A 12,627-nucleotide genomic window follows, 5' to 3' on the forward strand; every position below is an offset into this window, starting at 1 on the left:
TGGTCTCATAAGCAGCGGGCGCGGTGCGGACTCAGAAAAACGTCCGCACCGCCCCTGTGATGCCATAGGCGTCATCCACCACATAAAGCATCTGCCAGCGGTCAAACGTGGTGCATGGGTGGGAAATACCGAACGCCACGAGATCACCTACAGCCAGCGGAGAGTCCGCGGCCACGTCCACATGAGCATGCTGATCACTCAACTGCCGTACACGTGCGGCACCAGAGAACGGCTCCGGCACAGTTGAATGACCGGAGCGATACCACGCCAGCGGCACCGGCAACTCGATGTCAAAGGACAGGTCACGCTTGCCGGCCGTGCAGATGACAAGTCCGGGCTCCGGACGCGATTGCACCTGGGCCCATACCTCCAACGCCGACTGCAACCCTTCCCCCATGTCCAGGGCAAGCTCTCGCGCCGTGCCGCTGCGTTCCAGGAGACGGGCAAAGCTCCGGCGGTACTGGCCGGAGTCTTGGGTCAGGTAACAGCCGCTGCGGGTGATGACCCGCACCTCACCGAGAGTCCGGTCGCCGGCCAGACGGTCCACCACCATGTCGTAATAGGTCGAGCCGCCGGCCGAGACGATGACCGGGCCGCCGGCAAACCACCCTTCGCCCAATCCCCTGCGGACCGCGCCCGCCAATCGGTCCAGATAGCGTGCTACGCGGTCTTCGGTGTCCGCCGAATCCCGACCCTCGACCTGTCCTTCATAACCCTCAATCCCAGCCAGGCTCACATACGGCGCAGCATCACCAACAGCACGGGCTACCGCCGCCAGATCATCGTCGCCGCGGCACCCTGTACGGCCGCCCGGAAGACCGATTTCGATCAACACGGTCAAGGGCCTGGTAAGACCACAAGCGCGCGCGCCGTCAGCCAGCCGCGCCACACCGGCGGGTGAATCCACCAGGCTGTAGAACTCAAAATCCGGGCAACGCGCCAACTCGTTGCAGACATAGGCGATGCCCTGGCGACTGACCAGTTGGTTGGCGAGCAGCACACGATCAATGCCGTGTGCCCGACATACACGAATCTGATCGGCCGTCGCCACTGTGATGCCCCAGGCACCGTCCGCTAACTGACGATGGAATAACTGTGGCGCCATGGTGGTCTTGCCATGCGGGCTGATGCATGCGCCTGACAGGCCTACGAACCGCTGCATCCACCGGCTGTTATGGGCGATGGCGGACGCCTTGAGGACGGCAACAGGAAACGGCACGTCTTCGCCCAGCACAGACCAGCCGGCCTGGCCAATGTCTTTCAAACGCCGGGGCGGCGCGCCGTTAGGATAGCCCTTGACCAGGTCATCGATCATCAGTCCATCGGTCCCGGGCGTGGTCAGCTCGCTGACTCCCACAGCTTCGCCCGGTGGTACGGGTTGTGGTGTCGACGTGTCCATATGGCGATCCTCCCTTTTCTCGTGGCACAGGCCCGTCTTGCCGCAGCGCAGGCCCCTCTTGTAGCCGCACGGGATTGTGTCAGGCTTCCCGGCGTGGGGCGAGACTGGTTCCTGCCAGTCCAGCCCGCCTTCAGCACGGCAGGTGACTCATGGCCAGAAATCAGACCCCGCAGAAAGCATCCTGGGACCTTTTGCTCAAAGGGGGGCATGTGCTCGATCCGGCCCGGAATCTGGACGGGCCCGCCGATATCGCCATGGCCGGCGGGAAAATCGCCGCGGTCGGCACGGGCCTTCCCCGCGCAAAGGCGAAAGAGGTCCGCAACGTCGCCGGCCGCCTCCTGACCCCGGGTCTGATCGATTTACACACCCATGTCTATTGGGGTGGCGCATCGTGCGGTGTGGATGCCGATCGCATAGCCCGGCGCAGCGCGACCACCACATCGGTTGACGCGGGAACAACCGGCGCCGGCAACTTCCGCGGCTTCCGCCATCATGTCATCGAGCGATCCGACAGCCGCATCCTGGCGTTTATCAACCTCAGCTTCCCTGGCATATTCGGTTTTGCCCACGATCTGGACATCGGCGAGGCAAAGGACCTGAGCTATCTCAACCGCAAGCATTGCATCGAGATGGCGGAAGCCAACGCCGACCTTATCGTCGGCATCAAGATCCGCATGGGAGTGGTGACGACCGGACAGTTGGGCATGAAGCCTCTGGCTCGTGCAAAGGCCGCCGCCGCCGCCATCGGTAAACCAATTATGGCGCATATTTCGAAGGGACCGCCCGCCTATGGCGAGGTGCTGAAAGCTCTACGGCCAGGCGATATCCTGACCCATTGTTTCCGACCGGCCCCCAACGGGCCCGTAACACCGTCCGGCACCATCAACCGCGAGCTTCTGCGCGCGCGCGACCGTGGTGTCATCATGGATATCGGCCATGGGAAAGGGTCGTTTGGCTTTACGGCGGCGCGGCGACTGCTGGATGCCGGCATCATGCCGGACGTCATTTCAAGCGATGTGCATAGCCTCAGCCTCAACGGGCCGGCCTTTGACGTGCTGGTCACCATGAGCAAGCTTCTGGCCATGGGCATGCCACTGACAGAGGTTGTCCGCGCGGCGACCGAGACGCCGGCGGCGGTCATCGGCCGGCCGGAGCTGGGCACTCTTTCCATCGGCTCGCCCGCAGATGTGGCCGTTCTGGAGCTCGCAAAAGGCCGCTTCAACTTTCGTGATGCAAATAACGAGGCCCTGGCGGCCAGACAGCGCCTGATTGCACGTGGCGTGGTCATTGCCGGTCGCTGGTGGTCCGACGGAGAGGACGATCCGTCAGGCCGCGGGCTCGACCCCTTCCCCCTGACCATGCCGGCGGTGCCACGGTTGGCCCTGGACCGCCGCCGCCAGAGTGGCGCACCGCCGGTGTTCTAAGCGTACGGCACCGTTAGCGGATGGAATCCGGTCGGGTTTGGTGCAGACCACCGTGGCGAACAATAACGCCGCGAGCGCGCCGCGACACGACCGCTTCAGCCAGGGTTTCGCCAGGCAGTGTTACAAGGTCGGCGCGGCAGCCCGGGCGCAATCCGTAGTCCGTCATACCAAGAGCCCGGACCGCCAGGCCCGTCGCCATATCCAGCGCAAAAGCGATGTCTTCGTCACGGCGAAAGCCGGAGCGCCAGGCCAACAACATGGCGCGCTCCACCATGTCCCCGTTGCCGAACGGGCTCCATCCATCGCGGATATTATCGGACCCGGCGGCCACGACGACGCCGGCCTCGTACAACCGGCGGAACGGCGGCGGCGTCGCAGCAGCGCCACCATGGCTGATGATGGCGATTCCCGCTCTGGCCAGGCCGTCGGCCAGCCCTGCCAGACGGGAGGCGCCCACTTGCCCGAGGCAAAACCCGTGGCTGATAGCTACCTTGCCAGAGAGGCCCAGCGCCAGAGTTCGCTCGACGATCTGGTCAATCTGGCAGGCGCCGCTCTCACCGCCATCATGCAGATGGATGTCCAGTCCCTTGCCCGTTGCCTCGGCCAGATCAAACAGGATGTCGAGCTGACCATTGACGTCATGATCAAAACCTTCGGGATCGACACCGCCGATGAGATCAGCACCGGCCGATAGGGCCGCGGCAAGCAAATCAGCCATGCCGGGTTCCCGGACCACGCCGCTCTGAGGAAAGGCGACGATCTGAATCTCCATCTGGCCGGCAACCGCCTGCCGCGCTGCCAGAACCGCCTCAAGCTGGGTTAAACCGACATCCGAATCGATGTCCACATGGGTGCGCAAGCGGGTCGTGCCGTTGTCCAGCATGGTCTGCAGCAGGGCCATCGCCCTGACTTCAACCGACTTGTCCAGTTGGCGGCGCTGGCGACGCTCCGTACGCACGCGATCCTGGATATCGGCCCCGGCCTCATGCGGTCGCCAGGCCATCCCCCAGTATGTCTTGTCCAGATGAACATGACAGTCCACAAGCCCGGGCACGACGAAGGCGGCCTTGCCGTCAATGAGCATGTCGCCGCCCGCCGCGGATACCTCAGGACCAACTGCGGTGATGGTTTTGCCTTCGGTACGCACTGCAACGACCGAACCATCAACCTGGCGAACATTGGTCAGGACCAGACTCACGCCCCCGGCTCCTGACCGAAACGAATACCCTGGGCCAGCGGTAGCGCGTCTGAGTAATTCACCGTAGTGGTCATGCGACGCATATAAGCGCGCCACGAGTCGGAGCCGGATTCCCTGCCGCCACCGGTTTCCTTCTCGCCGCCGAAGGCGCCACCGATTTCAGCGCCGCTGGGCCCGATATTGACGTTGGCAATACCGCAATCACTACCCGTAGCGGAGACGAAGCGCTCCGCCTCGCGCACATCGCGGGTAAAGATGCTGGAGGCCAGCCCCTGTGGCACATCGTTGTGTATGGTCAATGCATCGTCAATCCGGTCATAGGCCATAACATAGAGGATAGGGGCAAAAGTCTCCGTCCGCACAATTGCCGTCTGTTCCGGCATGGTGACAATGGCCGGCCGCACATACCAGGCATTGCTGCCCATATGGGTCTCCATGCGCTCTCCGCCATGAACAATGCCGCCTTCGGAACGCGCGGCGCTGAGAGCGTTCTGCATGGCCTCATAGGCATCGCCGCCGATCAGCGGACCCATCAGTGTATCGCTGTCGAAGGGATCACCAATCCTGATCTGGCCATAGGACTGACGCAGTCGGTCGACCAGATCACCGCAGATACCCCGTTGAGCAATCAGGCGACGCAGAGTGGTGCATCTCTGGCCCGCCGTGCCGACGGCAGAGAACAGAATGGCTCGCTGCGCAAGGTCCAGATCGGCCGATGGAGCCACGATCATGGCGTTGTTGCCACCCAGCTCCAGCAGGCTGCGGCCAAGTCGCGCTGCCACCAGCGGAGCCACGGCGCGCCCCATGCGCGTCGAGCCCGTGGCACTGATCAGCGGCAACCGCGGGTCTCGCGCCATGGCTTCGCCGACGTCGCCGCCGCCAGTGACGATCTGCAACAGGTTTTCCGGCGCGTCCCCGAAGCGAGCGGCCGCCCGCCGGAACAGCGCCTGGCAGGCCAGCGCGGTCAGCGGCGTTTTTTCTGATGGCTTCCATACAACAGGATCACCGCAGACAAAAGCGAGCATGGCGTTCCACGCCCATACGGCAACCGGAAAATTGAACGCGGAAATAACGCCCACCGGCCCCAGAGGATGCCAGGTTTCCCGCATGTGGTGGTGCACACGCTCGGATGCAATGGTCAGGCCATAGAGCTGCCGGGAAAGGCCGACGGCAAAATCAGCCACGTCGATCATCTCCTGAACTTCACCACGTCCTTCTTCAACGATCTTGCCGCTTTCCAGCGTCACCAGGCGGCCGAGAGCCATCTTTGCGCCGCGCAACTCCTCCGCAAACAACCGCACCAGCTCGCCGCGTCGCGGTGCGGGAACGTCGCGCCATATCTGAAAGGCGGCCACGGCGCGCCCGATCTTGTGGTCCACATCATCAAGTGAATCGGTTGCAAGCCGGACAACCAAAGAGCCGTCAACGGGACTTCGCACCGAAAGGCTGCCTTTGTGGAATGCCGCCGGATCAAGTCCTGCATCAGCCAGAATTGTATCGCGGTCCATCAAAGCCCCCTGTCGGCGTTCAGGCGTAATGAAGGCCAAAGCGGTTGGCCAGAAAGCCGGCCAACGGCACATCTTCCTGTCGCAGGAAGCCACGGTCGGGCAGCGCGCCGGTCACAACCATATCCAGAACCGCGGTGATCCCCGATGCGGTCGTTAGCTGAATGGCACTTAACGTGCCAGCACCGCGATCCGTCGAATAGATTTTCTTGGCATAGGTTTCCTGCATCAGCCGGCCGTCTTTCTCGCCGCTGACCGTGACGAACACGAGCACCACATCCTGCAGTGTCATCGGCACTGCTTCTTCCAGAATCTCGCGCAGCAAATCACGCCGCAAATCCAGGCGCAGGTCACGAACCAGCATACGCATCATGTCGCGATGGCCAGGGTAGCGGACAGTCTTGTAGTTGAGGTCTTCAACTTTGCCGGCATAGGTATCGCACAACGTACCGAGGCCGCCTGATGTGTTGAAGGCTTCGTAGTTGTCGCCATCGAGGGCAAAGGTCTCAATGCCCTCCAGTGGCAGGACTTCGATACGCTGCCCGCCATAAATCGCTTCACAGGGGTTACAGTACTCGTTGATCAGGCCATCGGTGCTCCAGGTCAGGTTGTACTTAAGGCTGTTCGACGGAAATTGCGGGAGAGCACCGACCCGCATGTATATGTTGCGCAGAGACGTAAATCCCCGGGCCATGTCATTGGCGACAATGGAGATAAAACCCGGCGCCAGTCCACACTGCGGGGCAAACGTGGTTTCCGCCCCTTGTGCTATATCGCGTATAGCATGAGCGCTTTCGCGATCTTCCGTCAGATCGAAGTAGTGCAGACCTTCCGCTCTGGCGGCCCGGGCAACGGTCTGCGTCAGGTGGAACGGTGCGGCGCTGAGAACCGCATCATGACCGGCCATGGCCGCGCGGACCGCCGACTCGTCCGACACATCAACCGCCTTCACCGCCCTGGCCCGCGATTGCAGGCGACTGAGCGCTGGCTCGCTGCGATCAATCACCGTGACGGTGTAGTCACCGGTCTCCCCCAGCAGATCAAGGATGGCGGAGCCGATCTTGCCAGCGCCTACCAGAAGCACTTTCGTCATACAATGTCGTCCCGATGAAGCGCCCACGACCAGGTATGGCCAGATTGGGACCAGTGGGCACTGTCCCGGACGCGACTATAGGCTAGGTTTAAGGCCCGGTGCAGGGATTCAACAGGAGGCGTCATGACAATCGAACAACGGCTGGCGGACCTTGGCATTACACTGCCGGATGTGCGCGCGCCCGGCGGAAACTACGTACATGCGGTGCGCACGGGAAACCTGATATTTCTGGCCGGTAAGGGACCGGTTCGGCCTGACGGCAGCCAGGCTACCGGCAAAGTTGGCGACGATGTCTCGGTTGACGAGGCCTTTACCCATGCCCGTCTGGTGGGCCTGCAACTGATAGCCGTATTGAAGCAGGAGCTGGGCGACCTGGACCGCGTCCGGCGGGTGGTCAAGGTGCTGGGCATGGTCAATTGCACACCGGATTTCGGCCGGCAGCCTGCTGTTATCAACGGCTGTTCGGACCTATTTGTAGAGGTGTTCGGCGACCGTGGTCGCCATGCCCGTTCTGCGGTCGGTATGGGCGCCCTGCCCAACAACATCACGGTCGAGATCGAGGCAATCGTCGAAGTGGAGTAGCAAGGCGGTACGCCCTATAATGGGCTTGCGCAAACCGGCAGATGCCAGTGGGAGATTAAGACGATGGAAACGGCGACCTTTGCGGCGGGGTGTTTCTGGGGCGTCGAAGTGCGGTTCAGGAACATTGAGGGCGTCACCGCCACCCGCGTTGGCTATGTCGGCGGAACGGGCGAGTCGCCCACCTATGAACAGGTGTGCAGTGGCCGTACCGGTCATGCCGAGGCCGTCGAAGTACAGTTCGACCCGGCCGTCGTGACCTATCGCCAGTTGGTGGACGCGTTCTTCGCCTTGCACGACCCGACCCAGCGTAATCGCCAGGGTCCCGACGTGGGCACCCAATACCGGTCTGTCATCTTCACCCACGCCGGCTCCCAGGCGAAAACGGCACAGGAGGCGTTGGACGCACTTGCGGCATCGGGGCGCCACCATGGCCCCATCGCAACGGATATCACGCCGGCGACCCGCTTCTGGCCGGCCGAGGACTATCATCAGCGCTACCTGGAGAAGCGCGGCCTGGCCACCTGCCGGATCCTCACCGGCGACGTCGCCTGACGCGCTGCCGGCCAGCAGGGGCTACGCAGCCGGCGATGCCGCGGTCTGCCTGACCATTGTCGGCGATGACCGATCTGCTGGCCTTGTGGCCGGCAGCGATCACCCCGGCCGGCACCTGGCTGGTCATTGTCGCCGTCCTGATTGCCGGTCTGATCCGCGGCTTTTCCGGGTTTGGCTCGGCCATGGTGATGGCGCCGGCCTTTGCCATCGCCATGGGGCCGGCCACCGGTGTACCGCTACTGATCCTGCTAGACCTGCTGGTTGCCGCAGTCATCCTGCCCCCGGTTCTGCCTCGCGTCGCGTGGCGCCAAGTCATGCCCTTGTCACTGGGCGCGCTGGTCGTCCTGCCATTCGGCGCACACATCCTGACGGTGGCCGACGAGGAAATACTGAAGCGCGGCACAGGATTGTTGATTCTGTTGTTCACGGGTCTGATGGCCACGGGCTGGCGCTATCACGGCCGGCCGGCCCTGGCGGTGACCCTTGGAACCGGTGCGGCAAGCGGCGCCCTGACCGCCGCCACCGGTGTTGGCGGGCCACCGGTGATCCTGTTCTTTGTCGGCCGGAGGGGGGCTCAGGCTGCCGAAATCCGGGCCGGTCTGCTGGCCTATTTCGCCTTTCTCAGCCTCGGCGTCATCGTCACTTTCATGGCGTTCGGCCTGGTCACCAGCATTGTGCTGCAACTCGCCCTGTGGCTGTTCGCGCCCTATGCGCTGGCTTGCTGGGCAGGTAGCCGTCTGTTCGGCCATGTCAGCGAAACCCTGTTCCAGCGAGCGGTTCTGGTGTTCGTCACAGCGATGGCGGCCTGGAGTCTGGTTGGCTGAACCGCACGTTGACGAAGGCGCGCGACCTAACGCGGCGCGGCCGGCGATCCGATCACCCGCGCCACCAGTCGTGTGACGGTCAGGCCCTGCACCAGGATCGAGAACAGGACAACACTGTAGGTCATGGCCAGGATGGCCGGCTTGACGTCATTTTCCGGAATTGACAGGGCCAGCGCCACGGCTATACCGCCGCGCAGGCCGCCCCAGACCAGAATCGGCACGGCGCCTGGTGTAAAGTCCTGACGGATAGCGAGCATACGAATCGGCACCCAGACGCTGACCAGCCGGGCAATCAGCACCACCGGTATGGTGGCGAGTGCCGCCGCGGCCAGGCTGAAGTCCAGCGCGATGATGAGCACCTCCGCACCGATCAACAGGAATAATACGGAATTCAGCAGCTCGTCCAGGACCGTCCAGAAGCTCAGGACATGGTTGCGACTGGTCTCGCTCATGGCGAATTGCACACCCTTGTTGCCAATCAGCAGACCCGCAAGAACCATGGCGATTGGCCCACTGAGGTGCAGTGCCAAGGCCACCGCATAGGTGACCATGACCGTCGCCAGCGTGATCAGAATCTCGACGCTATGATCGTTAACGACAGCCAGCGCACGATTGGCGAGCCAGCCGGCGCCAAGGCCAAGCACGGCTCCGCCAACCGCTTCTTGCAGAAACAATCCGCCGATCTGCAGCGTTGTGACATTACCCGCTCCGGATACAGCCACAGCCAGCAGGATCGTGAAGACGACGATGCCGATCCCGTCATTGAACAGGGACTCCCCCGCCAACTTGGCTTCCAGTGAGGCCGGCACCCGGCTTTCCTTCAAAATGCCAAGAACAGCAACCGGATCTGTTGGGCTGATAAGGGCGCCAAACACCAGTGCCCATATGAACGGCATGGCCATGCCAGCCAGGGCCGAAAGCGCCCACACCGCACCACCGATCAGCGCCGTGGAGAGCAACACACCCAGAGTGGCCAGGGCGCCGATGGCCCAGCGCCGGCGCACCAACTGGCCGTAGTCCACGTGCAGCGCGCCGGCAAACAGCAAAAAACTCAGCAGGCCTTCCATCAGCACATCGTGCAGGTCGATCCGCAGCAGAACCGAGCGTACAACCGTCGCGATCTGCAGGCCTGGCCACACAAGATCCGCCAGGAGCACCACCAGCGACGCGCCGAGCGCGATGCCAAACAGGCCGACGGTGGCCGGCAACCGGAACCAACGATGATTGATCAAAGCGAAGATCGCCGACAGGCCAACGACGATAGCGGCTATGTCGAACAGACTCATGGCGCGCCCGGCGCAACCCGGCAGCAGGACCACACCACTCTAAAGACGCTCCACGGCAATGGCGGTTGCCTCGCCGCCGCCGATACACAGGCTGGCCACACCGCGTCTTCCACCCGACTCGATCAGATCGTGCAGAAGATCGACCAGGATTCGAGCGCCGCTGGCGCCGATAGGGTGGCCCAGGGCGCAGGCCCCACCATGGATATTGAGCCGGTTATGGCTGACGCCAAGTTCTGCCATCAGAGCCATGGGCACCATCGCGAAGGCCTCGTTGATCTCAAACAAGTCAACGTCGGCGACGCGCCAAGCCAACAGGTCGAGAAGCCGCCGCACGGCACCGACCGGCGCAGTAGTGAAGGCAGACGGTTCCTGTGCGTGGCTGGCATGACCCATCACCCGCGCCAGGGGCGCCGCGCCCATGCGCCGCGCCTCGTCTGCGGACGACAGTACGACCGCAGCAGCGCCATCGGCCAGGCCACTGGCCGTAGCCGCCGTAATCGTGCCGTTTGACCCGAACACGGGTTTAAGCGAGGCAATACGCTCCGGTTTCAGGCGCTGTGGCAGTTCATCGCGCGTTATGGTCACAGCCTGCCCGGCGCTGTCCGTTGCGACCGGCGCCATTCGCTTTGTGAAAGCGGGCGTCTCCACCGCCGCCTGTGCCCGGCGCAGGGATTCAGCCGCATACGTGTCCTGGTCAGCGCGGCTGAAACCCAGGCTGGAGGCCATCTCATCCGCAAAAACTCCCATAAGCCGGCCAGGCTCGTAGGCGTCTTCCAGGCCATCCAGATAAATGTGGTCGAGCAACCGGTCATGGCCGGCGCGATAGCCGCTGCGCGCCCGCGCCAGCAGGTAGGGCGCGTTGGACATGGACTCCATGCCGCCAGCGATCACCAACTGCGCACCACCGGCGCGGATCATGTCATGGCCCAGCATGGCGCTCTTCATGCCTGAGCCGCAGACCTTGTTGATGGTGGAAGCGCCGACCTCGCGCGGCAGCGCCGCACCGTGCGCCGCCTGGCGCGCCGGCGCCTGGCCCAGCCCCGCCTGCAATACACAGCCCATCAGCACCTCCAGCGCGTACGGCGCTGGCAGGCGGTCGTTGGTCACGCCAATCGCATCAAGGGCAGAGCGTATGGCGGTGGCGCCAAGCTGCGGCGCGGTCAGCCCCGCCAGCCCCCCCTGAAAGGCGCCGACCGGTGTCCGGCTGGCGCCGAGTATGACGATGGAGTCAGCCATAACCGATGTGCCCCAAGGAGTGCTCCGCAGAGACGGACAGTGCCACAAATCCGGCGGCCACACAGCAGGCAGCAGGCGGGCGGGCTGGAACGGCGCCAGCAGCCTGTGACACGGTTAGCACAGAGGACAGATAGCGGGGACAGCAGCCATGGACACTCTGATCACAAACGCCACGATTGTCACCGGCGAGGCGGCGCAGCCGATTATCGAAGATGGCGCCATCCTGGTGCGCGATGACCGTATTGCCGCGGTTGGCGATACGGCGACCCTGCTGGCCGCCCATCCCCAGGCCGCACGGCATGACGGCCGGGGCAAGGCCGTCCTGCCCGGCCTGATCAACTCTCACACCCACACGGTGCTGACCATTCTCCGCGCCACGGTAGAGGACATGGAAGGCAATGCCGTCTATGGCTACATGGTGCCCATCACACTGTCCATGACCGCGGAAGAACGCCGGGCCATGGTCAATCTTGGCGCATTGGAAGCCATCCGCTCCGGCACGACGACCCTGGTCGAGTCCAACCGCCATGTTCCGGACTATGCTGGCTATCTTGTGCCGACAGGCCTGCGCCTGGTGTTCAGCGAGCTATGCACCGACGCACTGATCAACCAGGTCCGACGCGGCGAGTACACCTATGACAAGGATCGCGGCAAAGAGTATCTCGACCGTGCAACCCAGTTGATTGAGGAGTTGCACGGCGCCGAAAATGGTCGGGTTGAGGTGCAGGTGGCATCCCACGCGACGGACAACTGCTCACCCTGGATGCTGGAGAAACTCCTGACACTGGCCCACAAACATGGCCTCCGGCGCAATGTCCACCTGGCGCAGAGCCCGCTTGAGCTGCAGCAGGTCAAGCGCCTGTGTGGCGGTACGCCAGCCGAGTATCTCAAGCAGAATGACTGGCTGGATGATGAATTGATCGGCGCCCACTGGACCTGGTGCACCGAGGCGGACATCGACCTGCTGGCCGAGCACGGCGTCCATATGGCTCATTGCCCGGCCAACTCGTCACGACGGGGACCGCACCGGGCCAATGTGGCGCGCATTCGCGACGCCGGCGTCAACATCGTGCTGGGCACCGACAATATGACCGAGGACATGTTCCAGGCCCTCAAGATCGGACTGATTGTCCATCGTGGCAGCTATGAAGGCGGCGGCATCGAACCGCAGCCGGAGGAAATGCTGGCCACGGCCACCCGCAACGGCGCGCGGGCGCTTGGTCGCGAGGATGATCTGGGCTCCATAGCGGTCGGCAAGAAGGCGGACCTGACGCTGCTGAAGCTGGGCCCTAATCTGCGGCCGGTAATCAATCTGGTGTCGGCCATCGTTCACTATGGCCACCCCGGCAATGTGGACGGAGTCATGGTCAATGGCGAGTTCCTCATGCGCGACGGCAAAGTCCTCGCCATGGAAGAAGATCAGGTCATGGCCGATGCGGAAAGCGCTGCGCGCGCCGTATGGACCCGGCTGATGGACCAGAGCCCCGACATCGCGCCGCCGCGCGGCGCCGTCTGGCTGCAGCGTTAG

Annotated in this window: 11 protein-coding genes; 5 read left to right on the forward strand and 6 right to left on the reverse strand. The window is 63.5% G+C overall.

The genetic code is table 11. The annotated features are described in order from the left end of the window. Positions 1-31 precede the first annotated feature (31 nt). Entirely contained in the window at positions 32-1,399 is a 1,368-nt protein-coding gene (locus tag RIE31_03580; protein ID MEQ8639680.1) for an amino acid deaminase, read from the reverse strand. A gap of 149 nt (positions 1,400-1,548) precedes the next feature. Between RIE31_03580 and RIE31_03585 the strand changes: the two genes are divergently transcribed. Next, positions 1,549-2,823 (forward strand): amidohydrolase/deacetylase family metallohydrolase, encoded by a 1,275-nt coding sequence (locus RIE31_03585; protein ID MEQ8639681.1) that lies wholly within the window; start codon positions 1,549-1,551, stop codon positions 2,821-2,823. Positions 2,824-2,836: 13 nt separating this feature from the next. On the opposite strand, the gene RIE31_03590 is transcribed toward RIE31_03585, so the two are convergent. The 3 genes from RIE31_03590 to RIE31_03600 are packed head-to-tail and all read right to left on the reverse strand — an operon-like array spanning position 2,837 to position 6,619. Beyond that, on the reverse strand, positions 2,837-4,021 hold the full coding sequence (locus RIE31_03590) for an amidohydrolase (protein MEQ8639682.1): 1,185 nt from the start codon (positions 4,019-4,021) through the stop codon (positions 2,837-2,839). After that, a complete protein-coding gene (locus RIE31_03595; GenBank protein ID MEQ8639683.1) occupies positions 4,018-5,529 on the reverse strand; it encodes an aldehyde dehydrogenase family protein in 1,512 nt (503 codons plus the stop codon). Before RIE31_03595 ends, RIE31_03590 begins: the two co-directional genes overlap by 4 nt. Positions 5,530-5,548: 19 nt before the next feature. Next, on the reverse strand, positions 5,549-6,619 hold the full coding sequence (locus tag RIE31_03600; protein MEQ8639684.1) for a saccharopine dehydrogenase NADP-binding domain-containing protein: 1,071 nt from the start codon (positions 6,617-6,619) through the stop codon (positions 5,549-5,551). A 123-nt stretch (positions 6,620-6,742) separates the two neighbouring features. Here RIE31_03600 and RIE31_03605 point away from each other — a divergent pair, with 123 nt between their 5' ends. The 3 genes from RIE31_03605 to RIE31_03615 all read left to right on the forward strand — a co-directional run bounded on the left by RIE31_03605 (position 6,743) and on the right by RIE31_03615 (position 8,577). Further along, entirely contained in the window at positions 6,743-7,201 is a 459-nt protein-coding gene (locus RIE31_03605) for a RidA family protein (GenBank protein ID MEQ8639685.1), read from the forward strand. A gap of 63 nt (positions 7,202-7,264) precedes the next feature. Then, positions 7,265-7,753 (forward strand): peptide-methionine (S)-S-oxide reductase MsrA, encoded by a 489-nt coding sequence (gene msrA, locus RIE31_03610; protein MEQ8639686.1) that lies wholly within the window; start codon positions 7,265-7,267, stop codon positions 7,751-7,753. 65 nt (positions 7,754-7,818) lie between these two features. After that, positions 7,819-8,577, forward strand: coding sequence for a sulfite exporter TauE/SafE family protein (locus RIE31_03615; protein MEQ8639687.1), 759 nt, complete (start codon positions 7,819-7,821; stop codon positions 8,575-8,577). Between the two features lie 26 nt (positions 8,578-8,603). On the opposite strand, the gene RIE31_03620 is transcribed toward RIE31_03615, so the two are convergent. Further along, positions 8,604-9,863, reverse strand: a complete 1,260-nt coding sequence (locus tag RIE31_03620; GenBank protein ID MEQ8639688.1) for a sodium:proton antiporter — start codon at positions 9,861-9,863, stop codon at positions 8,604-8,606. 39 nt (positions 9,864-9,902) lie between these two features. Continuing rightward, a complete protein-coding gene (locus RIE31_03625; protein ID MEQ8639689.1) occupies positions 9,903-11,099 on the reverse strand; it encodes an acetyl-CoA C-acyltransferase in 1,197 nt (398 codons plus the stop codon). A 148-nt stretch (positions 11,100-11,247) separates the two neighbouring features. On the opposite strand from RIE31_03625, the gene RIE31_03630 reads away from it, so the two are divergent. Next, entirely contained in the window at positions 11,248-12,627 is a 1,380-nt protein-coding gene (locus RIE31_03630; GenBank protein MEQ8639690.1) for an amidohydrolase family protein, read from the forward strand.

It is taken from the genome of Alphaproteobacteria bacterium (assembly GCA_040218575.1).
Classification (GTDB): domain Bacteria; phylum Pseudomonadota; class Alphaproteobacteria; order JAVJRE01; family JAVJRE01; genus JAVJRE01.